The sequence below is a fragment of the Klebsiella sp. M5al genome (assembly GCF_002090195.1).
GTDB classification, from domain to species: domain Bacteria; phylum Pseudomonadota; class Gammaproteobacteria; order Enterobacterales; family Enterobacteriaceae; genus Klebsiella; species Klebsiella grimontii.
Map to the genome: position 1 here is coordinate 5642733 of NZ_CP020657.1, position 21340 is coordinate 5664072.

At 57.3% G+C, this 21340-nt stretch carries 21 protein-coding genes; 12 read left to right on the top strand and 9 right to left on the bottom strand.

What is annotated here, in order from left to right:
* The first annotated feature begins 260 nt into the window (after positions 1 to 260).
* From lldP to trmL, 4 genes are read left to right on the top strand one after another with little or no spacing between them, the layout of a single operon-like run.
* Positions 261 to 1916, top strand: a complete 1656-nt coding sequence (lldP, locus tag BWI76_RS27185) for an L-lactate permease (protein ID WP_004137756.1) — start codon at positions 261 to 263, stop codon at positions 1914 to 1916.
* Complete coding sequence (gene lldR, locus BWI76_RS27190) at positions 1913 to 2686, top strand: transcriptional regulator LldR (RefSeq protein ID WP_004137755.1); 774 nt, start codon at positions 1913 to 1915, stop codon at positions 2684 to 2686. Before lldP ends, lldR begins: the two co-directional genes overlap by 4 nt.
* Positions 2686 to 3972, top strand: coding sequence for an FMN-dependent L-lactate dehydrogenase LldD (gene lldD / locus BWI76_RS27195; RefSeq protein WP_004137753.1), 1287 nt, complete (start codon positions 2686 to 2688; stop codon positions 3970 to 3972). The genes lldR and lldD overlap by 1 nt, the downstream gene beginning before the upstream one ends.
* Positions 3966 to 4439, top strand: a complete 474-nt coding sequence (trmL, locus tag BWI76_RS27200) for a tRNA (uridine(34)/cytosine(34)/5-carboxymethylaminomethyluridine(34)-2'-O)-methyltransferase TrmL (protein ID WP_004137752.1) — start codon at positions 3966 to 3968, stop codon at positions 4437 to 4439. Before lldD ends, trmL begins: the two co-directional genes overlap by 7 nt.
* A gap of 105 nt (positions 4440 to 4544) precedes the next feature.
* On the opposite strand, the gene cysE is transcribed toward trmL, so the two are convergent.
* From cysE to BWI76_RS27225, 5 genes are all read right to left on the bottom strand, one after another.
* Positions 4545 to 5366 (bottom strand): serine O-acetyltransferase, encoded by an 822-nt coding sequence (cysE, locus tag BWI76_RS27205; protein WP_004106845.1) that lies wholly within the window; start codon positions 5364 to 5366, stop codon positions 4545 to 4547.
* Between the two features lie 80 nt (positions 5367 to 5446).
* Positions 5447 to 6463, bottom strand: a complete 1017-nt coding sequence (gene gpsA, locus BWI76_RS27210; RefSeq protein ID WP_024359728.1) for an NAD(P)H-dependent glycerol-3-phosphate dehydrogenase — start codon at positions 6461 to 6463, stop codon at positions 5447 to 5449.
* On the bottom strand, positions 6463 to 6930 hold the full coding sequence (gene secB, locus BWI76_RS27215; protein WP_004106849.1) for a protein-export chaperone SecB: 468 nt from the start codon (positions 6928 to 6930) through the stop codon (positions 6463 to 6465). The genes gpsA and secB overlap by 1 nt, the downstream gene beginning before the upstream one ends.
* Before the next feature lie 59 nt (positions 6931 to 6989).
* On the bottom strand, positions 6990 to 7241 hold the full coding sequence (grxC, locus tag BWI76_RS27220) for a glutaredoxin 3 (protein WP_004106850.1): 252 nt from the start codon (positions 7239 to 7241) through the stop codon (positions 6990 to 6992).
* Between the two features lie 111 nt (positions 7242 to 7352).
* Positions 7353 to 7784: a rhodanese-like domain-containing protein gene (locus tag BWI76_RS27225; protein WP_004126582.1), complete on the bottom strand. Its 432-nt coding sequence runs from the start codon at positions 7782 to 7784 to the stop codon at positions 7353 to 7355.
* A gap of 245 nt (positions 7785 to 8029) precedes the next feature.
* Here BWI76_RS27225 and gpmM point away from each other — a divergent pair, with 245 nt between their 5' ends.
* From gpmM to BWI76_RS27240, 3 genes are read left to right on the top strand one after another with little or no spacing between them, the layout of a single operon-like run.
* Complete coding sequence (gene gpmM, locus BWI76_RS27230; protein WP_024359727.1) at positions 8030 to 9574, top strand: 2,3-bisphosphoglycerate-independent phosphoglycerate mutase; 1545 nt, start codon at positions 8030 to 8032, stop codon at positions 9572 to 9574.
* Between the two features lie 9 nt (positions 9575 to 9583).
* The gene (gene envC, locus BWI76_RS27235) at positions 9584 to 10855 is read left to right on the top strand and encodes a murein hydrolase activator EnvC (protein ID WP_049086978.1); all 1272 of its coding nucleotides are present in this window, start codon (positions 9584 to 9586) and stop codon (positions 10853 to 10855) included.
* A 3-nt stretch (positions 10856 to 10858) separates the two neighbouring features.
* The gene (locus BWI76_RS27240) at positions 10859 to 11791 is read left to right on the top strand and encodes a divergent polysaccharide deacetylase family protein (RefSeq protein ID WP_049089294.1); all 933 of its coding nucleotides are present in this window, start codon (positions 10859 to 10861) and stop codon (positions 11789 to 11791) included.
* On the opposite strand, the gene BWI76_RS27245 is transcribed toward BWI76_RS27240, so the two are convergent.
* The 3 genes from BWI76_RS27245 to kbl all read right to left on the bottom strand — a co-directional run bounded on the left by BWI76_RS27245 (position 11788) and on the right by kbl (position 14974).
* The gene (locus tag BWI76_RS27245) at positions 11788 to 12585 is read right to left on the bottom strand and encodes a glycosyltransferase family 2 protein (protein ID WP_004137741.1); all 798 of its coding nucleotides are present in this window, start codon (positions 12583 to 12585) and stop codon (positions 11788 to 11790) included. The genes BWI76_RS27240 and BWI76_RS27245 overlap by 4 nt on opposite strands.
* Positions 12586 to 12745: 160 nt before the next feature.
* A complete protein-coding gene (gene tdh / locus BWI76_RS27250; RefSeq protein WP_004137740.1) occupies positions 12746 to 13771 on the bottom strand; it encodes an L-threonine 3-dehydrogenase in 1026 nt (341 codons plus the stop codon).
* A 9-nt stretch (positions 13772 to 13780) separates the two neighbouring features.
* The gene (gene kbl / locus BWI76_RS27255) at positions 13781 to 14974 is read right to left on the bottom strand and encodes a glycine C-acetyltransferase (RefSeq protein ID WP_024359723.1); all 1194 of its coding nucleotides are present in this window, start codon (positions 14972 to 14974) and stop codon (positions 13781 to 13783) included.
* Between the two features lie 214 nt (positions 14975 to 15188).
* On the opposite strand from kbl, the gene rfaD reads away from it, so the two are divergent.
* The 5 genes from rfaD to BWI76_RS27280 are packed head-to-tail and all read left to right on the top strand — an operon-like array spanning position 15189 to position 20216.
* Positions 15189 to 16121: an ADP-glyceromanno-heptose 6-epimerase gene (gene rfaD, locus BWI76_RS27260; RefSeq protein WP_024359722.1), complete on the top strand. Its 933-nt coding sequence runs from the start codon at positions 15189 to 15191 to the stop codon at positions 16119 to 16121.
* Positions 16122 to 16130: 9 nt separating this feature from the next.
* Positions 16131 to 17189, top strand: a complete 1059-nt coding sequence (gene rfaF / locus BWI76_RS27265) for an ADP-heptose--LPS heptosyltransferase RfaF (RefSeq protein ID WP_004137738.1) — start codon at positions 16131 to 16133, stop codon at positions 17187 to 17189.
* Between the two features lie 3 nt (positions 17190 to 17192).
* Positions 17193 to 18164 (top strand): lipopolysaccharide heptosyltransferase RfaC, encoded by a 972-nt coding sequence (gene rfaC, locus BWI76_RS27270; protein WP_004137737.1) that lies wholly within the window; start codon positions 17193 to 17195, stop codon positions 18162 to 18164.
* Entirely contained in the window at positions 18164 to 19072 is a 909-nt protein-coding gene (locus tag BWI76_RS27275) for a hypothetical protein (RefSeq protein WP_004137736.1), read from the top strand. The genes rfaC and BWI76_RS27275 overlap by 1 nt, the downstream gene beginning before the upstream one ends.
* Positions 19050 to 20216 carry an O-antigen ligase family protein gene (locus tag BWI76_RS27280; RefSeq protein ID WP_049089292.1) on the top strand — a complete coding sequence of 389 codons (1167 nt, stop codon included), beginning with the start codon at positions 19050 to 19052 and terminating at the stop codon, positions 20214 to 20216. The genes BWI76_RS27275 and BWI76_RS27280 overlap by 23 nt, the downstream gene beginning before the upstream one ends.
* Before the next feature lie 35 nt (positions 20217 to 20251).
* Here BWI76_RS27280 and BWI76_RS27285 read toward each other — a convergent pair whose 3' ends face one another.
* Positions 20252 to 21334: a glycosyltransferase family 9 protein gene (locus tag BWI76_RS27285; protein WP_004137734.1), complete on the bottom strand. Its 1083-nt coding sequence runs from the start codon at positions 21332 to 21334 to the stop codon at positions 20252 to 20254.
* Positions 21335 to 21340 lie beyond the last annotated feature (6 nt).

Consider the following 21340-nt stretch of genomic DNA (forward strand, 5'->3'; position numbering starts at 1 on the left):
AGCATCGCCTCCGGGACAGGCTCTGTTTCAAACGCCATATTCCCGCTAATTGGCCCTACCAATTATTTCTTAAATCGCCCAATGGTTCACATATCCATCATTTTTCGTCACAGACATATTGCTCATCAATAACATTTGATTAACCATTCGTTGTCGTTAATCCTACAATCGCAATTTGGCTGGGCCAATTTTACAAATGATGTGACCTGCTAAGAGCGTAAGACTCAGCACGCCATCATGACGGCCCGATGGAGACCTGCATGAACCTCTGGCAACAAAATTACGATCCGGCCGGCAATATCTGGCTATCGAGTCTTATCGCATCGCTACCGATTCTGTTTTTCTTCTTTGCCCTGATTAAGCTCAAGCTGAAAGGGTACGTCGCCGCGACCTGGACCGTGGTCATTGCGCTCTCCGTCGCCCTGCTGTTCTACAAAATGCCGGTCGACCACGCGCTGGCCTCCGTCGTCTACGGCTTCTTCTACGGCCTGTGGCCAATCGCGTGGATTATTATCGCCGCGGTCTTCGTCTATAAAATCTCGGTGAAAACCGGGCAGTTCGACATTATCCGCTCATCGATTTTGTCGATTACCCCGGACCAGCGTCTGCAAATGCTGATCGTCGGTTTCTCCTTCGGCGCGTTCCTCGAAGGGGCTGCGGGTTTTGGCGCGCCGGTCGCCATTACCGCGGCGCTGCTGGTGGGTCTCGGCTTTAACCCGCTGTATGCGGCGGGTCTGTGCCTGATCGTCAACACCGCGCCGGTCGCGTTTGGCGCGATGGGCATTCCCATTCTGGTCGCCGGACAGGTGACGGGCCTCGACAGCTTCGAAATCGGCCAGATGGTTGGCCGCCAGCTGCCGTTCCTGACCATCATCGTGCTGTTCTGGATCATGGCAATTATGGACGGCTGGCGCGGCATTAAAGAGACCTGGCCTGCGGTTATGGTCGCCGGCGGCTCTTTTGCTATCGCTCAGTACCTCAGCTCTAACTTCCTCGGCCCGGAGCTGCCGGACATTATCTCTTCACTGGTATCGCTGGTCTGCCTGACGCTGTTCCTCAAACGCTGGCAGCCGGTTCGCATCTTCCGCTTCGGCGATATGGGCGCATCGCAGGTCGATATGAACCTGGCGCGCACCCGCTACACGCCGGGACAGGTGATTCGCGCCTGGTCGCCGTTCCTGTTTCTGACCGCAACCGTGACCCTGTGGAGCGTGCCGCCGTTCAAAGCGCTGTTCGCCCCGGGCGGCGCGATGTACGATTTTGTGATTAATATTTCCGTGCCGTTCCTCGACAAAATGGTGGCCCGCATGCCGCCGGTGGTCAACGAAGCGACGCCTTACGCCGCGGTCTATAAGTTTGACTGGCTCTCCGCCACCGGCACCGCCATCCTGTTCGCCGCGCTGCTTTCCATCGTCTGGCTGCGCATGAAGCCGAAGGACGCGATCTCAACCTTCGGCAGCATGCTGAAAGAACTGGCGCTGCCGATTTACTCCATCGGCATGGTGCTGGCGTTCGCCTTTATTTCTAACTATTCCGGTCTCTCCTCAACGCTGGCCCTTGCGCTGGCGCATACCGGGCACGCGTTTACCTTCTTCTCGCCGTTCCTCGGCTGGCTGGGGGTATTCCTGACCGGTTCGGATACCTCGTCGAACGCGCTGTTTGCCGCGCTGCAGGCGACGGCGGCCCAGCAGATTGGCGTCTCCGATATCCTGCTGGTCGCCGCCAACACCACCGGCGGCGTGACCGGGAAAATGATCTCCCCGCAGTCTATCGCCATCGCCTGTGCGGCGGTCGGTCTGGTGGGGAAAGAGTCGGACCTGTTCCGCTTTACCGTGAAACATAGTCTGATTTTCACCTGCATGGTCGGCGTGATCACTACCCTGCAGGCCTACGTCTTAACCTGGATGATCCCGTGATAGTGATGCCAAAACGCCTTGCCGACGATGTAGCCCGTCGCGTGCGGGCGCTGATTGAAGAACAAAAGCTGGAGGCGGGCATGCGATTGCCCGCCGAACGTCAGCTGGCGGCGCAGCTGGGCGTATCGCGCAATTCGCTGCGCGAAGCGCTGGCGATGTTAGTCAACGAAGGCGTGCTGCTCAGCCGTCGCGGCGGCGGCACCTTCGTGCGCTGGCAGCATGAAGCGTGGTCGGAGCAAAACATCGTCCAGCCGCTGAAGACGCTGCTCTCCGACGACCCCGATTACAGTTTTGATATCCTTGAAGCCCGTCACGCCATTGAAGCCAGTACCGCCTGGCATGCGGCGATGCGGGCAACCGATGCCGAAAAAGAGAAAATCCGCCTCTGCTTTGAAGCCACTCAAAGCGAAGACCCTGACCTGGCTTCGCAGGCCGACGTCCGCTTCCACCTGGCGATTGCCGAAGCCTCGCACAACGTAGTGCTGCTGCAAACCATGCGCGGTTTTTTCGACCTCTTACAGTCCTCAGTCAAGGAGAGCCGCCAGCGGATGTATCTCGTCCCGCCGGTATTCGCTCGCCTGACCGAACAGCACCAGGCGGTCATGGAGGCGATTATCGCCGGTGACCCGGAAGGCGCCAGACAGGCGATGATGGCCCATTTGGCCTTCGTTCACGCCACGATCAAACGTTTTGATGAAGACCAGGCCCGCCAGGCGCGAATTACCCGCCTGCCCGGTGACCATAACGAAAATACCAGGGAGAACTTGTGATGATTATTTCCGCCGCCAGCGACTACCGCGCCGCCGCACAGCGTATCCTGCCACCGTTCCTGTTCCACTATATCGACGGCGGCGCTTACGCCGAGCACACCCTGCGTCGCAACGTTGAAGACCTCTCCGACGTCGCGCTCCGCCAGCGTATTCTGCGCAATATGTCAGACCTGAGCCTGGAAACCACCTTATTCAACGAGAAGCTGGCGATGCCGACGGCGCTGGCGCCGGTTGGGCTGTGCGGAATGTACGCGCGCCGCGGTGAAGTGCAGGCGGCAGGCGCGGCGGATGAGAAAGGCATTCCATTCACCCTCTCTACCGTTTCCGTCTGCCCGATTGAAGAGGTCGCCCCGACCATTAAGCGCCCGATGTGGTTCCAGCTGTACGTCCTGCGCGACCGCGGTTTTATGCGCAATGCGCTGGAGCGGGCGAAGGCGGCGGGCTGTTCAACGCTGGTCTTTACCGTCGATATGCCGACCCCCGGCGCGCGCTATCGCGACGCTCACTCCGGGATGAGCGGCCCGAATGCGGCAATGCGCCGCTACTGGCAGGCGGTGACCCATCCGCAGTGGGCATGGGACGTCGGATTAAACGGTCGGCCGCACGATTTGGGCAATATCTCCGCCTACCTCGGCAAACCGACCGGCCTGGAAGATTACATCGGCTGGCTGGCGAATAACTTCGATCCATCGATTTCCTGGAAAGACCTTGAGTGGATCCGCGATTTCTGGGATGGCCCGATGGTGATCAAGGGGATCCTCGATCCGGAAGACGCCCGCGACGCGGTGCGCTTCGGCGCTGACGGGATCGTGGTTTCCAACCACGGCGGCCGCCAGCTTGATGGCGTGCTCTCTTCCGCCCGCGCCCTGCCCGCGATTGCCGATGCGGTTAAAGGCGACATTACCATCCTCGCCGATAGCGGCATCCGCAACGGTCTCGATGTCGTACGTATGATCGCCCTCGGCGCCGACAGCGTGCTGCTGGGCCGCGCTTATCTGTATGCGCTCGCCACCCACGGCAAGCAGGGGGTCGCCAATCTGCTGAACCTGATCGAGAAAGAGATGAAGGTGGCGATGACGCTGACCGGCGCGAAAACCATCGGCGAAATCAGCCGTGAATCTTTAGTCCAGAACGCCGATGCGCTACGGACCTTTGATACGATCGCAGCAGGAAACCCGGCAGTGACCCCCTCTTCCCCAGGGAGAGGGAGCCGTCCGGCAGGCGGGGTGAGGGTTGACCAAATATCTGCTATTCTGCCCCCCGCAATTAAGGGGGCAGTATGCTGAACATCGTCTTATTCGAACCAGAAATCCCGCCAAATACCGGGAATATCATCCGCCTGTGCGCTAACACCGGCTTCAATCTGCATATTATCGAACCCATGGGTTTTGCCTGGGACGACAAGCGTCTTCGCCGCGCCGGGCTGGATTACCATGAGTTCGCCGCCGTCCAGCGCCATCGTGATTACGCCGCTTTTATTGAAAGCGCAAAGCCGCAGCGTCTGTTCGCCCTGACCACCAAAGGTACCCCGGCGCATAGCGCGGTGAGCTATCAGGATGGCGATTTTCTGCTGTTTGGCCCGGAAACCCGCGGCCTGCCAGCCTGCATTCTCGATGCCCTGCCGCCAGAGCAAAAAATTCGTATTCCAATGATGCCGGACAGCCGCAGCATGAACCTGTCGAACGCGGTGTCGGTGGTGGTGTATGAAGCCTGGCGCCAGCTGGGATATCCCGGCGCGGTACTGCGCAGCTAGCCTGCGCTCTTCCCGGATGGCGGCGCGTAGCGCCTGTCCGGGCTACCAGACAGCGCTCGGTTTTGTAGCCCGGATAGATGCGCAGCATCGCCTCCGGGAAATCAATCAGATACCGTCGCCGTACTCGAAGGTATGGTGTATGCCGTTAAAGTGCTGATCCATATCCATCGCGGGCTTATCGCTCTCCGGCTTACCCACGATGCGGGCGGGAACGCCTGCGGCGGTGGTATGCGGCGGCACCGGCTGTAGCACCACCGAACCCGCGCCGATTTTAGCCCCGCGTCCGACTTCGATATTGCCGAGGATCTTCGCCCCGGCGCCAATCATCACGCCTTCGCGAATTTTCGGATGACGATCGCCGCTGGTTTTACCGGTACCGCCAAGGGTCACGGATTGCAGAATCGACACATCGTCTTCAATCACCGCCGTTTCGCCGACCACAATGCCGGTGGCGTGGTCCAGCATGATCCCGCGACCAATCTTCGCCGCCGGGTGGATATCCACCTGGAACGATACGGACACTTGATTCTGCAGGAAGATTGCCAGCGCCCGACGCCCCTGATTCCACAGCCAGTGGCCGATACGATAGGCCTGCAGCGCGTGGAACCCTTTCAGATAGAGCAGCGGCGTCGAATATTTGTCCACCGCCGGGTCGCGGGTACGCACCGCCTGAATATCGCAGGCGGCGGAGGCGATCATTTCCGGGTCGGCGGCGTAGGCCTCTTCCACCACTTCACGAATCGCGATGGCGGGCATGATCGGAGAGGCGAGCTTGTTAGCCAGCATATAGCTCAGGGCGCTGCCGAGATTTTCGTGCTTGAGTAGCGTGGCGTGGTAAAAACTGGCGAGCATTGGCTCACAGTCAGCTAAAGCCCGAGCTTCAGCTTTAATATTATTCCAGACGATATCCAGTTCTTCACACGGCATTGCTGACTCCAGACGATATAATAATGACCGGCCAGTTCTTTGCTGGCCGGGTCATTCAGGTGATCCAGGTTCCATCGCAGTTAGTTGCTACGCTCGTCCTTGCGTGCACGACCTAATAAGGTCAATGCTGCCTCGCGCGCAATTTTTCCGCAATACAATACCTGATAAATTTCCTCGGTTATTGGCATTTCGACGCCTAAACGCTGCGCGAGAACGCGAACCTCTTTGGTATTGCGGTAGCCTTCAACCACCTGGCCAATCTTCTCCTGCGCGCTTTGCACGTCCATGCCCTGACCGAGCATCATGCCGAAGCGGCGGTTACGCGACTGGTTATCGGTGCAGGTCAGTACCAGATCGCCTAAGCCCGCCATCCCCATAAAGGTCTCCGGATCGGCACCCAGCGCCTCCCCGAGGCGGGACATCTCAACCAGCCCGCGGGTAATCAGCGCGGTACGCGCGTTGGCGCCAAAGCCGATGCCGTCAGACATGCCAGCGCCGATAGCGATGACGTTTTTCACCGCGCCGCCGAGCTGCACGCCGATAAAGTCCGGGTTGATATAGACGCGGAAGCTCTTGCCGCAGTGCAGCAGGCTTTGCAAATCGTCAGCGAACTGCGGGTCCGTAGACGCCAGCGAGATCGCGGTCGGCAGGCCTGCCGCCAGCTCTTTGGCGAAGGTTGGGCCGGAAATCACCGCCAGCGGAATAGCCTCGCCCAGCGCTTCACGCGCCACGTCCTGCAGCAGGCGTCCGGTTTCGGCTTCCAGACCTTTTGTCGCCCATACCAGACGCGCGTCGGGGCGCATCAGCGGCTTAATCTGGCGCAGAACCTGCCCGAAGACGTGACTGGGCACCACCACGAGAATATCGCGGCTGGCGGCAAGCGCCGTTGCCAGGTCGCTCTCAAGGTGCAGCGTATCCGGGAATGGAACATCGGGAAGGAACGCAGCGTTGCAGCGATCGTTCTGCAGCGTCGCGATATGTTTCGGGTCATGGCCCCAGAGGACAACCTCGTGGCCATTTCTTGCCAGGGTGATGGCAAGAGCGGTGCCGTAAGAGCCGGCACCGATCACAGTCATTGCAGCGTTAAGCGCGTTCATCAGGCATCCTGATGTTGTTCAGCACCTTCGCCAGCCTGCTGCTGCAGATAGTTCATAAACAGCGCATCAAAGTTCACTGGCGCAAGGTTCAGTTGCGGGAAGGTACCGCGAGAAACCAGGCTGGTGATGCACTCGCGCGCGTACGGGAACAGAATGTTCGGGCAGTATGCGCCGAGGCAGTGCGCCATCTGGGTACCGTCGATGCCTTCGATGGAGAAAATGCCGCCCTGCTGTACTTCACACAGGAATGCGGTTTCTTCGCCCAGAGAGGCGGTTACGGTTACGCGCAGCACCACTTCATACACGCCTTCAGCCAGCTGGCTGGAAGCCGTATCCAGATCAAGTTTAACTTCCGGCTGCCAATCTTTCTGGAAAACTTGCGGCGCGTTCGGCGCTTCAAAAGAGATATCTTTGGTGTAGATGCGCTGAATCTGGAAAGTCATTTCGGTGCTGTTTTGTTCTGACATAGTAAAACCCTTTCGTGTTGTCCTTAAGTACGCCCGTCCAATGGGGATGAGCGCAAAAATTAGCGCAGGAGGGGATCGAGTCCACCACGTGAATCAAGCGCATACAAGTCGTCACAGCCGCCAATGTGCTGCGCATCAATAAAAATCTGCGGAACCGTCGTCCGACCGCTGCGCTGAATCATCTCTTCACGCTTCGCAGCATCGCCATCGATAGGCAACTCGTTGAACGTCACGCCCTTGCTGTTCAGCAGCGCTTTTGCACGTACGCAGAACGGGCAGGTCGCTTTGGTATAGATATCAATATTGGCCATGACTTCACTCCTGTTTTTACCCCCGAGAGTTTCACGCCGCAGTCGCTGTTTTCCCGCTGGCGAATAGCTGCCGCAGGGGAAACCGCGCTACGCCATAAAGACGCGGGTAAATTATTTACCGCGTACCAGCGGAAGGTTCTCGCCGCTCCAGCCAGCGATGCCCTCTTTCAGTACGAAGACCTTTTCAAAGCCGGCTTTGTTCAGCGCGCTGGCGGGTTCTTGCGCCTGCATACCTGAGCCGTCTACTACTATAATGGGTTGTGCTTTGTGCTTTTCCAACTCGCCGACGTTATTTGCTTTGATATCGCTCGGCAGCAGGTTAATAGAACCCGCAATGTGGCCTTTACGGAAATCGTCACGCTGACGCAGGTCGACAACCACGGCATCTTCTTTGTTGATCAGGCGCGTCGCTTCACCACGGGTAATGACTTTAACTTTCGACATCAGCCCTTTAAAGGTGGTGAACAGCACTGCCACCAGCAGCGCGACCCACGCGATGCTCAGGACGGGGTGACGGCTGATGAATTGCATAATTTCTTGCATGGGGGGTTACAACTCCCGACTAAGTGATAAAAAAACCAGGGAAGGAGTATACCTGTGCATTGCGGCAAATACAGCCAGTGAGCGCGATGTAATGTATTTTCTGCGGCCCGTCACGAAAAAAAACCGCTCTCGCCGCAGCGATGCGCTCTGGCCGCCCTCTTTCTTTGATCTTTTACGGTGATTTGATCGATTCAGCTGTAGTAAAATTACGCAAATTTTCTGTCTTTGAGCATGAGGTTGTCGCAATGTCGGTTTCTAAAAAACCTATGGTACTGGTGATTCTGGATGGCTATGGCTACCGTGAAGACCAGCAGGATAACGCTATTTATAGCGCCAAAACCCCTGTTATGGACGCACTGTGGGCGAAACGTCCGCACACTCTGATCGATGCTTCAGGCCTGGAAGTCGGTCTGCCGGATCGTCAAATGGGCAACTCTGAAGTGGGCCACGTCAACCTCGGCGCGGGCCGCATCGTGTACCAGGATCTGACCCGCCTGGACGTTGAAATCAAAGAACGCACCTTCTTCGCCAACCCGGTACTGACCGGCGCGGTCGATAAAGCCGTCGCCGCGGGCAAAGCCGTGCATATCATGGGCCTGATGTCGCCGGGCGGCGTCCACAGCCACGAAGATCACATCATGGCGATGGTTGAACTGGCAGCCGAGCGCGGCGCGGATAAAATCTATCTGCACGCCTTCCTTGACGGCCGCGATACCCCGCCGCGCAGCGCTGAAAAAACGCTGGCGAAATTCGAAGACAAATTTGCCGCACTGGGCAAAGGCCGCGTCGCCTCGATCATTGGCCGCTATTACGCCATGGACCGCGACAACCGTTGGGATCGCGTTGAGCAGGCTTACGATCTGATGACCCTGGCAAAAGGCGAGTTCCAGGCCGATACCGCCGTTGCGGGCCTGCAGGCCGCTTATGCGCGCGATGAGAACGATGAGTTTGTGAAAGCGACCGTTATTCGCGCCGCAGGCCAGGCCGATGCGGCGATGGAAGACGGCGATGCGCTGATTTTCATGAACTTCCGCGCCGACCGCGCCCGCGAAATTACCCGCGCCTTCGTTAACGCCGATTTCGACGGCTTCGCCCGTAAGAAAGTGGTGAATCTCGATTTCATCATGCTGACCGAATACGCCGCCGACATTAAAGTCGCCTGTGCTTATCCGCCGGCGTCTCTGACCAATACTTTCGGCGAATGGATGGCGAAGAACGACAAAACCCAGCTGCGCATCTCCGAAACCGAAAAATACGCTCACGTCACCTTCTTCTTCAACGGCGGCGTTGAAGAGCCGTTCAAAGGCGAAGAGCGCATTCTGATCAACTCGCCGAAGGTCGCGACCTACGATCTGCAGCCGGAAATGAGCTCCGCCGAGCTGACCGAAAAACTGGTTGCCGCCATCAAGGGCGGTCAGTTCGACACCATTATCTGTAACTACCCGAACGGCGATATGGTTGGTCATACCGGGGTGATGGAAGCCGCCGTTAAAGCGGTGGAAGCGCTGGATCACTGCATCGACCAGGTTAGCAAAGCCGTTGAATCCGTTGGCGGACAGCTGCTGATCACCGCAGACCACGGCAACGCCGAGCAGATGCGCGACCCGGCCACCGGTCAGGCACACACCGCGCACACCAACCTGCCGGTTCCGCTGATTTACGTTGGCGATAAAAACGTCAAAGCGGTTAACGGCGGCAAACTTTCCGACATCGCGCCGACCATGCTGACGCTGATGGGAATGGAAATCCCGCAAGAGATGACTGGCAAGCCGCTGTTCATCGTGGAATAATCCTTCCCCATGAGGGGAAAGGCGACTTATTCAACTACATGGATCGCAACGGCAGTTCGATCCGTCCTTTACGCCAGCGCGCTTAGCGCTGGCGTATTGCTGTGCGCCGCATCTGCTCACGCCGACGACCGCGACCAGCTTAAATCCATTCAGGCCGATATCGCCGCTAAACAGAGGGCGATTAAGCAGCAGCAGCAGCAGCGCGCTTCCCTGGTCGCGCAGCTTAAAGCGCAGGAGGAGGCCATCTCCGCCGCCGCGCGCAAGCTGCGTGAAACCCAGGAAACGCTGAATCAGCTAAATAAGCAGATCGATGAAATGAACGCCGCCCTTGCGAAGCTGGAGCGTCAGCGCGCCTCGCAGGAGCGTAATCTTTCCGCGCAGCTCGATGCCGCGTTTCGTCAGGGGCCGCATACCGGCATCCAGATGATCCTTAGCGGCGAAGAGGGGCAGCGTAACCAGCGCATGCAGGCCTACTTCGGCTATCTGAACCAGGCGCGCCAGGAAACCATTGCCGAGCTTAAGAAGACCCGCGAAGACGTAGCGGTGCAAAAAAGCATGCTGGAAGAGAAACAGAGCCAGCAGCAAACCCTGGTTTACGAACAGCGCGCCCAGCAGAGCAAGCTGGAGCAGGCGCGCAACGAGCGTAAAAAGACCCTCGCCAGCCTGGAATCCTCCATTCAGCAAGGTCAGCAGCAGCTCAGCGAAATGCGGGCTAACGAATCGCGCCTGCGCGGTCGTATCGCCCAGGCGGCGGCGGCGGCCAAAGCGCGGGCGGATCGCGAAGCCCGCGAAGCGCAGGATGTGCGCGATCGCCAGCAGGAAGCCTCGCGTAAAGGCACCACCTACAAACCTACCGAAAGCGAACGCTCGCTGATGTCCCGCACCGGCGGGCTTGGCTCACCGCGCGGCCAGGCATTCTGGCCGGTTCGCGGCTCAATTCTCCATCGTTATGGCGAACAGCTGCAGGGTGAGCTACGTTGGAAGGGGATGGTTATCGCTGCGTCTGAAGGCACCGAGGTCAAAGCCGTTGCCGATGGTCGGGTTATTCTCGCCGACTGGCTGCAGGGCTATGGCCTGGTGGTGGTCGTTGAACACGGCAAAGGCGACATGAGTCTTTACGGCTATAACCAAAGCGCGCTGGTCAGCGTCGGCACTCAGGTCCGGGCGGGCCAGCCGATCGCTCTCGTAGGCAGCAGCGGCGGTCAGGGCCGTCCGTCGCTCTATTTCGAAATTCGCCGCCAGGGTCAGGCGGTCAATCCACAGCCGTGGTTGGGAAGATAAGTTTTGCTTCAATTTCGCAGAATCGCACTCGCGGTAACCGGTACGCTGGTTATGGCGTCGCCGGTATTTGCCGGCAAACTCTCCATTGTTATCGACGACTTTGGCTATCGTCCACAAACGGAAAATCAGGTGCTGGCGCTGCCGGCGACGATCTCCGTTGCCGTACTCCCTAATGCGCCCCACGCCCGCGAAATGGCGATCAAAGCGCATAATCTCGGCCACGAGGTGCTCATCCACCTGCCGATGGCGCCGCTCAGCAAACAGCCGCTGGAAAAAGATACCCTCCGTCCGGATATGAACAGCAGCGAGATAGAGCGCATCATCCGCGAAGCCTACGGCAAGGTCCCGTACGCCGTGGGGCTGAATAACCATATGGGCAGCGCGATGACGTCAAACCTCTTCGGCATGCAGAAGGTGATGCAGGCGCTCGAGCGCTACAATCTCTACTTCCTCGATAGCGTCACCATCGGCAATACCCAGGCCATGCGCGCGGCGCAGGGCACCGGCGTGAAGGTGATTAAGCGTAAGGTTTTCCTCGACGATACCCAAAACGAAGCGGATATCCGCTATCAGTTCAACCGCGCTATCGCTTTGGCGCGGCGCAACGGTTCCGCCATTGCTATCGGCCACCCGCACCCGACGACGGTGCGCGTGCTGCAGCAGATGGTGTATAACCTGCCGCCGGATATCACTCTGGTGCGTCCGAGCAGCCTGCTCAACGAGCCGCAGGTGGATACCTCCACGCCGAATGCCGCGCCGCCGGTTAAGCCGCCGCGCAATCCATTCCGGGGCGTGAAGCAGTGCAAATCTAAGCGTCCGCCGGAGCCGGTCAACGCCAGCCGCTTCTTTACCATTCTGAGCGAAAGCATCGCCCAGAGTACGCTGCTGCAGTATTATCAGCTGAAGTGGCAGGGCTGGGATCAGCCCACCAACTAAATCGTCCGGGAATCCGTGTGCTTATCCGCAGCGGATTCCGCCTTGTCCTGATGGGCATACCAGGCTTTAAAGTATTTAAGAAAGCTGTAAAAGGTCGCGTAAAGCCCGGTGACCACGCCGACCTTGCCCTTTCGCCACGCTCCGCTAAACAGATACCACTTAAAGAAAGCGCCAATCGCGCTGATCGCTCCGCGTGCAAGAGACGGCCTGATCTTCTGATATTTAACCAGCCGCGTGGTGTAGCTATTGAGCTTGTTAAACACTTCATGCAGGGAGTAGAAGGTGTCGTGGCGCACGAATCCCGGTAGCCTGGCCGAGTGCGTAAAACCGACAACCTGATCGTCTACCGGACGCTCGTTGAACCGGGCGACAGAACGGTTATACAAACGAACCGGGAAATCTGGCGAGGATACCGGATAAATAGTTCGCACCTCTTCACCCAGCACGAACCAGTAGCGCGGCAGACGCCATGCGCAGGTTGGATCGGGCTCATCCCCCGCCTTCAGCGCCAGAATAGCCGCCGCCACCTCGTCATCAAGGATCTCATCGCTGTCCATACACAGCACCCAGTCGTGGCTGGCGAGGGAGGTCGCGTAGTTCATCTGCGTGCCGTGAGTGGTATAAGCATGATAGTGAACGGTGAGGCCGAACTGTTGGCAAATCTGCAGCGTGGCGTCCGTGCTGCCTGAGTCGATGACGATAAATTCATCGGCCACCTTAAGCAAAGGTGGTAATACCTCCCGTAATAAGCGGGATGAATTACAGGTCAATAAGCATACAGAAAGTTTAATCATAATCTTTGTAGGGTTAAACCATGGTTAAACTGACTGTATAAACGAATAGGCGAGAAAGCGATTTAGAAAAAGTGCGGAGTGGATTAAGTATTATAAAAATGTAGGACAACTCTCAAAAAAGCGCCCGCAGGCGCTTTTTTAAAATGCAAACTAGCGGGAATTAATCCCAGCTGAGAATGACTTTGCCAGACTGACCGGAACGCATCGCGTCAAAGCCCTGCTGGAAATCATCGATACCAAAGCGGTGAGTGATGATCGGCGACAGATCGAGACCGGACTGGATGAGCGCGGCCATCTTGTACCAGGTTTCGAACATTTCGCGACCATAAATCCCTTTGATAAACAGCCCCTTGAAAATCACCTTGGTCCAGTCGATAGACATATCCGACGGCGGAATCCCCAGCATGGCGATGCGCCCGCCGTGGTTTATGGTATCGAGCATGGTGCGAAACGCCGGCGGCGCGCCGGACATCTCCAGACCCACGTCGAAACCTTCGGTCATGCCCAGTTCGGCCATCACATCGTTAAGGTTCTCTTTAGAAACGTTTACCGCCCGGGTGACGCCCATTTTGCGCGCCAGCTCCAGACGATATTCATTAACGTCGGTAATCACGACGTTGCGCGCACCAACGTGTTTCGCTACCGCGGCGGCCATCACGCCGATCGGGCCAGCGCCGGAAACCAGCACGTCCTCGCCGACGAGATCGAATGAAAGCGCGGTATGCACGGCGTTGCCAAACGGGTCGAAAATCGACGCCAGATCGTCGGAGATATTGTCCGGAATTTTAAAAGCGTTAAACGCCGGGATCACCAGATATTCGGCAAAGCAGCCCGGACGGTTGACGCCGACGCCCGTGGTATTGCGGCACAGGTGCGTACGCCCGGCGCGACAGTTACGGCAGTGGCCGCAGGTGATATGCCCTTCGCCGGAAACGCGATCGCCAAGCTTAAAGCCGCGAACCTCCTGACCGATGCCCACCACTTCGCCGACGTATTCATGGCCCACCACCATCGGCACCGGAATGGTCTTTTGCGACCACTCATCCCAGTTGTAGATGTGCACGTCGGTACCGCAAATCGCGGTCTTGCGAATTTTAATCAGCAAATCGTTATGGCCGACTTCCGGTTCCGGCACGTCGGTCATCCAGATGCCTTCTTCCGCCTTCAGTTTGGATAACGCTTTCATCTCACACCCTCAGGCAATGACGCCCAGTTGTTTACCGATGCGGGTAAAGGCTTCCACCGCACGTTCAATTTGTTCAGGGGTATGCGCCGCAGACATCTGGGTACGAATACGCGCCTGGCCTTTTGGTACCACCGGATAGAAGAATCCAGTGACGTAAATCCCTTCTTTTTGCAGCTCGCGCGCAAATTCCTGCGCCACGGTGGCCTCACCGAGCATCACCGGGATAATGGCGTGATCGGCGCCCGCGAGGATAAACCCTGCCGCGGTCATTTTTTCACGGAACAGACGGGCGTTAGACCACAGGCGATCGCGCAGTTCGCTGCCCGCTTCCACCATTTCCAGCACTTTGATGGAAGCCGCGACGATCGCTGGCGCCAGCGAGTTGGAGAACAGATACGGACGCGAGCGCTGGCGCAGCCACTCGACAACTTCTTTACGCGCGGCGGTATAGCCGCCTGACGCGCCGCCCAGCGCTTTACCCAACGTACCGGTGATAATATCGACGCGGCCCATCACGTCGCAGTACTCATGGGAACCGCGGCCGTTTTCACCCACAAAACCCACGGCGTGAGAATCATCAACCATCACCAGCGCGTCGTATTTGTCCGCCAGATCGCAAACGCCCTTCAGGTTGGCGATCACCCCGTCCATTGAGAACACGCCGTCGGTGGCGATCAGCACGTGACGCGCGCCGGCGTCGCGCGCCTCTTTCAGACGGGCTTCCAGCTCCACCATATCGTTGTTGGCGTAGCGGAAGCGCTTCGCTTTACACAGGCGCACGCCGTCGATGATCGACGCGTGGTTCAGGGCATCGGAGATAATCGCATCTTCCGCGCCGAGCAGGGTTTCAAACAGGCCGCCGTTAGCATCAAAGCAGGAGGAGTAGAGAATCGCATCTTCCATACCGAGAAAATCGGCCAGCTTCTTCTCAAGCGCTTTATGGCTGTCCTGGGTCCCGCAGATAAAACGCACGGAGGCCATACCGAAGCCGTGGCTATCCATGCCGCTTTTCGCGGCGGCAATCAGTTCCGGGTGGTTCGCGAGGCCGAGATAGTTATTGGCGCAGAAGTTAATCACCTGGCTTCCGCCGACGGTGATATCCGCCTGCTGCGCCGAAGTAATAATCCGTTCTTCTTTAAACAACCCTTCCGCGCGCGCGGTATCCAGGTCATTGGTTAACTGTTTGTAGAAATCACCACGCATTGCAACTCTCCAGATTCGGCAAAATTTGGCACATATTACCTAAAGCTATACGCTGATACGAGATGATGCATTACTGCATGAATTATTTGCAGCATAAATCACGAGTCCCTCTCCACCTTATCGGCGAATGGCTGAAGCCTTTTCGATGTAGTGATATGATAGGAGTATTCATGTCCGGATTGTCTCTGGACTACCCACTTCAAAGGTTACAGTTATGATCATCGTTACCGGCGGCGCAGGCTTTATCGGCAGCAATATCGTTAAAGCGCTGAATGACCAGGGCATTACCGACATTCTGGTCGTAGATAATCTGAAAGACGGCACCAAATTCATCAATCTGGTGGATTTGAACATTGCCGACTACATGGATAAAGAAGACTTTCTGATCCAGATTATGGCGGGCGAAGAGTTCGGCGATATCGACGCTATTTTCCATGAAGGCGCCTGCTCTTCCACCACGGAGTGGGACGGCAAGTACATGATGGATAACAACTATCAGTACTCTAAAGAGGTGCTTCACTACTGCCTGGAGCGTGAAATTCCGTTCCTGTACGCCTCTTCCGCGGCGACCTACGGCGGCCGCACTAGCGACTTTATTGAATCCCGCGAATACGAGCAGCCGCTCAACGTTTACGGCTACTCCAAGTTTCTGTTTGATGAATACGTCCGTCAGATCCTGCCGGAAGCGAACTCGCAGATCGTCGGCTTCCGCTATTTCAACGTCTACGGGCCGCGCGAAGGCCATAAAGGCAGCATGGCCAGCGTCGCTTTCCATCTGAATACTCAGCTGAATAATGGCGAAAGTCCGAAATTGTTTGAAGGCAGCGATGGCTTCAAGCGCGACTTCGTCTACGTCGGCGACGTCGCGGCGGTGAACCTGTGGTTCTGGGAAAACGGCGTTTCCGGCATCTTCAACCTCGGCACCGGCCGCGCGGAGTCTTTCCAGGCCGTCGCAGACGCAACGCTGGCTTACCACAAGAAAGGCAGCATCGAGTACATTCCGTTCCCGGATAAACTGAAAGGCCGCTATCAGGCGTTTACCCAGGCGGATCTGACAAACCTGCGCGCAGCGGGCTACGATAAACCGTTTAAGACCGTTGCCGAAGGCGTAACGGAATATATGGCCTGGCTGAACCGCGACGCGTAAGAAGCAAGCATGAAAATACTGGTGATTGGCCCGTCTTGGGTGGGCGACATGATGATGTCGCAAAGTCTTTATCGTACGCTCAGGGCGCGCTATCCCCAGGCGATCATCGACGTGATGGCGCCCGCATGGTGCCGTCCGCTGCTCTCGCGCATGCCGGAAGTCAACGAAGCGATCCCGATGCCGCTCGGTCACGGCGCGCTGGAAATCGGCGAACGGCGTAAGCTTGGGCACAGCCTGCGCGAGCGTCGCTACGACCGCGCTTACGTTCTGCCTAACTCGTTTAAATCGGCCCTCGTGCCGTTCTTTGCGGGAATACCGCATCGCACCGGCTGGCTCGGCGAGATGCGCTACGGCCTGCTGAACGATGCCCGCAAGCTGGATAAAGACGCCTGGCCGCTGATGGTCGAACGCTACGTCGGTCTGGCCTACGACAAAGGCGTGATGCGCTGCGCGAAAGATCTGCCGCAGCCGCTGCTCTGGCCACAGCTGCAGGTGCATGAAGGCGAAAAATCGCAGGCCTGTAGCGCGTTTAATCTCTCAACCGAGCGCCCGATCATCGGCTTCTGCCCCGGCGCTGAGTTCGGCCCGGCAAAACGCTGGCCGCACTATCACTACGCCGAGCTGGCGAAACAGCTGATCGACGAAGGCTTTCAGATCGTGCTGTTTGGCTCCGCGAAAGACCACGAAGCGGGCAATGAAATCCTCGCCGCGCTTAATACCGAACAGCAGGCATGGTGCCGCAATCTGGCCGGGGAAACCCAGCTTGAGCAGGCCGTTATTCTGATCGCCGCCTGTAAAGCGGTGGTCAGCAACGATTCCGGCCTGATGCACGTCGCCGCCGCGCTGGACCGTCCGCTGGTGGCGCTCTACGGGCCCAGCAGCCCGGACTTTACTCCCCCGCTGTCGCATAAAGCGCGCGTGATCCGCCTGATCAGCGGCTACCACAAAGTGCGTAAAGGCGATGCCGCCGAAGGCTATCATCAGAGTTTGATCGACATTACGCCGCAGCGCGTGCTGGAAGAATTAAACGACCTGTTGCTGGAAAAAACGGAACAAGAGGAAGACTAGCGGATGCGGGTACTGATCGTAAAAACCTCGTCCATGGGCGACGTGCTGCACACGCTGCCCGCGCTGAGCGACGCCGCGCTGGCCTTTCCCGGCATTCGTTTCGATTGGGTAGTTGAAGAAGGCTTCGCACAGATCCCCTCCTGGCATGAGACCGTTGACCGGGTCATCCCGGTGGCGATTCGCCGCTGGCGCAAGGCGTGGTTTTCCGCGCCGATCAAAACCGAGCGCAAGGCTTTCCGCGACGCCGTACGGGCGGAAAAGTACGACGCGATCATCGATGCCCAGGGGCTGGTGAAGAGCGCCGCGCTGGTCACCCGGCTGGCCCGCGGCGTGAAGCACGGTATGGACTGGCAAACCGCCCGCGAGCCGCTGGCGAGCCTGTTTTACAACCGTCGCTACCATATTGCTAAACAGCAGCACGCCGTTGAGCGCACCCGCGAACTGTTCGCGAAAAGCCTCGGCTACGCGAAACCGGAAACCCAGGGCGACTACGCGATCGCCCGTCATTTTTTGCGCCAGAATGACGCGTCCGCCGCGGCGTATCTGGTGTTCCTCCACGCCACGACGCGCGATGATAAGCACTGGCCGGAAGAGAACTGGCGGGCGCTTATCGCCCTGCTTGCCGACAGCGGCGTACGCATCAAACTGCCGTGGGGCGCGCCCCATGAAGAAGCGCGGGCCAGGCGCCTGGCGGAGGGGCACGATTTTGTCGACGTCCTGCCGCGGATGAGCCTGGAGCAGGTAGCTGAGGTACTGGCAGGCGCGCGCGGGGTGGTTTCCGTCGACACCGGCCTGAGCCATCTCACCGCCGCGCTCGATAAACCGAACTTCACGCTGTACGGCCCGACCGATCCGGGGCTAATTGGCGGCTACGGTAAAAATCAGTACGTGGTGCGCCCGGAAAGCGGCAGCAGCACGGGGGATATTCCCGCCTCCCGGATTCTGCAACTGTTGAAATCTCAGGAACTGGCTTAATGGGTTCATTATTTAAGCAGATCTATCGCTACACGCATCGACGCGCCTTTCGCCATAACGAAAATCTCTGGCCGTTTACCCACATCACGCGTGCGGCGAGCGGTGAAATCCGCACCCTGAAATACAAAGGGAAAACGGTGCCGCTGGTTAATCTCAGCGAACTGAAGGATAGTGCCGAGGGCGAGGTGCTGCTGACCGCCACCGGTCCCTCGACGCGCCGCATTGATTTTACGCGGCTGCCGAAAAGCGTTCCGGTGATGGGGGTGAATGGCGCCTGGCATCTCTCTGATAAAATTAAATTTTCGCTCTATACCATTGTCGATATGGAGTTTTACGATAAAAAGCCGGACGTGATTCGTTCGGTGATTAGCCAACCCGATCTCGTGCTCTTCACCACCATGCACGGTATCGCCAAAATCCTCGACCGTCACGGCGCGGAACTGCGCTGTCGTTTGGCATTAATTGAAGACGCCTGTTATAAAATTTATCAGCCCAAAGTCGCCAAAAGCGCGATACCGCAGGTCTGGAAAGGCGTTGCGGCGTTACGCTTTCACCCGCAGCGGCAGGATATTTGCTTTAGCACCGATATCCGCCAGGGAATTTTCGACGCCGGAACCGTGGTCTACTGGGCCCTGCAAATTCTGATGTGGCTGGGATTTAAAACCATTCTGATAAGTGGTCTGGATATGAGTAATTTCAACCAGCCGCGCTTCTACGAAACGGAACAGGATAAACTCCCCTCCTGGCTGGCAAATAAGGTGGATGACCTGGTCATGCCGTCCTTTTCGCACGCTGCCAACGTGCTGCAACAAAACCATATTCGGGTCGTTAACTTCTCTTTAGAAAGCGCGGTTCCGGAAACGATTTTCGCAAAGGTTTCTTTTGATGAGTACTTTAAAAATAAGTAGTTACGCCAGACAGGGCTACACCGTTTTCTTCACTTTATTTCTGTTTTTTAGCGCCGTTTTTTGCGTATCAACCCGGACAAACAACCTTCTTCATTTATCTATTTTGCTGTTTTTGCTTTCACTGCTTAACCACGATAACCGTCAGGCGCTAGCGGAAAGCATCCGCCAGCGGTGGCTGGTTTATATCCTGCTGGTGGTATTCTGCGTTTACTATGCCCTGAGCAACATTTGGGGGCAGACGCCGCAGCATATCGACTCGCCGCTGACGCACGGCGCCTATTTATTTTTTTATCTCCTGGTGCTAACTACCCTGCTGGGCGACCCCCGAACCCGACATCTGGCGCTGCTGAGCGTCGTTGCCGGGATCACGGTGCTCTCCATCTGGACGATGGCGATCGATTTCACCCTGGTCCTTAAAGAGCGCCTGGTATCACCGGGTAATCCCGGCCCGACGAACGTTATCGACCTCGCGGGTTATTGCGGTATCGGTATCCTTATTTGCGCCATGCTGCTGAAGGAGAAAGGCAGCCATCTCCTGTATGTGCCGATGGCGATCATGCTGGTGATGCTGTTTCTGACTCAAAGCCGCGGCCCGATTATCGCCCTGCTGGCGGCGTTTGTTTGCACCCTGCACCTGCACGTCTTTACCCGGCGTAATGTTCTGATTGTCGCCGCGCTAGCGTTGGTTCTGGGCGCGCTTTTCTTCTTCACGCCAACGGGAGACCTGCTGCTGGCGCGCTTTGAAGAGCTGGGCACCCAAAGCGGTTTGCGCCTCAGTATCTGGCACCATACGCTCCAGGAAGTGGCCAGCCAGCCGTGGCTGGGTCGTGGCTTTGACTACGAGCTCAACTTTACCAACTACAGCGGCGAGCATATCACCACCACCCACAGCGTCTATCTTGGCGCACTGCTGAAAGGCGGCATAATCGGCCTGGCGCTGCTGCTGGCGGTGATTGCCGGAGGGTTATGGCAGGCATGGCGTAACCAGCAGGATGGCCGCTACGGGCTGGCGATTTTTATCTATGCGCTGATTTTTATGGCTTCGCAGGGCATGTTTATCATCAGCAACCCTCGCGAAAGCTGGCCGCTGTTTTGGCTACCGCTGGGCATTGCGCTCAGCGGCGGCCTGAAGGCGAAACGCTAAGAGAAGGAGAAGGGCCCGCAGCGGGCCCTTTTTATTTATGCCTGCTGGCGAGCGGCGATCAGGGCATCCGCCTGGGCTTTAATCACCGGCCAGACCGCGTCAATGGTCATGTCGGCGACGTTAGTCTCTTCGCAGACAATTTGTCTGGCCTTGTCATAACCCGGAGCCCAGATGGTATAGCCCGGCAATCCGGTGTCTTTGAGTTTACGTTTGTTGTAAACCGCCACCATGGGCTTGTCGAACGCGCGAGCAATATGCACGATGGCGGTATCCGCCGTAATCACCAGATCGCAGTGGCGAACAATCTCAACCGCTGAATTAATATTGCTATCAGGCAGATGAAGCGCCGTTTCCAGATTAAGCTGACGAATTTTCTCGCTATGCCCGACCATCACGACGCTGATTTTATAAGGGAGCGTATATAAGCGCTCAATCAGGGCAGAAACCTGATGACGGCAAAAGTCTTTATCCGTTGAGGCGGTAAACGGGTTGATGGCAATGCAGAGCTCGCTACCCTGTTGCTGAGCCAGCAGTGTTTTAACTCTTTCCCGCTCAAAAGCATCGCCGGGCAGATGATAGTGGTAATGAGGGTGTTCTATGCCAAATAGCCTGGCGACGGCTTTATAGCGGGCGGAAATATGGCTGCTGCTATCCAGAAAAGGGATGGAGTGATCGTAAAGTTTATATTCTTGTTTATTAAAACCGATAACGCAGCCGGGCTGCAAATCAGCCAGCAGTTTAAAACGCTCGTAGGTTTTAACATCGTCAAAATCAACGACCGCGTCAAATCCTGCCGCGCGCAACGCATTTAACGGCATCCGCGGCTGATATAAATAGACCTGCTCAAGAAAATCCGCGCCGGCAAGCATCTGCTTACAAACCGGCCCGGTCAGCACAGAAACCTTATAGCCCCGGTCGGCTAAAAGCTTTGCGCAGCCGGTTGTCACGACCATATCCCCAACTTTGTCATCCAGGCGCAATAATAAAACATGCTGAATCTTCGCGGGATTAAAGGGCTGGCGCGCGCTTTTATTTCTGTAACGATAGTTAATTAAATTAAACTTAATTTCGCGGAAGAAGGCATTTTTCTTCCGCGTAAACTGCTTCACGATACGCATACGGTA

Coding starts and splice junctions, on each gene's coding strand:
- lldP (WP_004137756.1), top strand. CDS start 261: ATGAACCTCTGGCAACAAAATTACGATCCGGCCGGCAATATCTGGCTA.
- lldD (WP_004137753.1), top strand. CDS start 2,686: ATGATTATTTCCGCCGCCAGCGACTACCGCGCCGCCGCACAGCGTATC.
- trmL (WP_004137752.1), top strand. CDS start 3,966: ATGCTGAACATCGTCTTATTCGAACCAGAAATCCCGCCAAATACCGGG.
- cysE (WP_004106845.1), bottom strand. CDS start 5,366: ATGCCGTGTGAAGAACTGGATATCGTCTGGAATAATATTAAAGCTGAA.
- gpsA (WP_024359728.1), bottom strand. CDS start 6,463: ATGAACGCGCTTAACGCTGCAATGACTGTGATCGGTGCCGGCTCTTAC.
- secB (WP_004106849.1), bottom strand. CDS start 6,930: ATGTCAGAACAAAACAGCACCGAAATGACTTTCCAGATTCAGCGCATC.
- grxC (WP_004106850.1), bottom strand. CDS start 7,241: ATGGCCAATATTGATATCTATACCAAAGCGACCTGCCCGTTCTGCGTA.
- BWI76_RS27225 (WP_004126582.1), bottom strand. CDS start 7,784: ATGCAAGAAATTATGCAATTCATCAGCCGTCACCCCGTCCTGAGCATC.
- gpmM (WP_024359727.1), top strand. CDS start 8,030: ATGTCGGTTTCTAAAAAACCTATGGTACTGGTGATTCTGGATGGCTAT.
- envC (WP_049086978.1), top strand. CDS start 9,584: ATGAGGGGAAAGGCGACTTATTCAACTACATGGATCGCAACGGCAGTT.
- BWI76_RS27245 (WP_004137741.1), bottom strand. CDS start 12,585: ATGATTAAACTTTCTGTATGCTTATTGACCTGTAATTCATCCCGCTTA.
- tdh (WP_004137740.1), bottom strand. CDS start 13,771: ATGAAAGCGTTATCCAAACTGAAGGCGGAAGAAGGCATCTGGATGACC.
- kbl (WP_024359723.1), bottom strand. CDS start 14,974: ATGCGTGGTGATTTCTACAAACAGTTAACCAATGACCTGGATACCGCG.
- rfaD (WP_024359722.1), top strand. CDS start 15,189: ATGATCATCGTTACCGGCGGCGCAGGCTTTATCGGCAGCAATATCGTT.
- rfaF (WP_004137738.1), top strand. CDS start 16,131: ATGAAAATACTGGTGATTGGCCCGTCTTGGGTGGGCGACATGATGATG.
- rfaC (WP_004137737.1), top strand. CDS start 17,193: ATGCGGGTACTGATCGTAAAAACCTCGTCCATGGGCGACGTGCTGCAC.
- BWI76_RS27275 (WP_004137736.1), top strand. CDS start 18,164: ATGGGTTCATTATTTAAGCAGATCTATCGCTACACGCATCGACGCGCC.
- BWI76_RS27280 (WP_049089292.1), top strand. CDS start 19,050: ATGAGTACTTTAAAAATAAGTAGTTACGCCAGACAGGGCTACACCGTT.
- BWI76_RS27285 (WP_004137734.1), bottom strand. CDS start 21,334: ATGCGTATCGTGAAGCAGTTTACGCGGAAGAAAAATGCCTTCTTCCGC.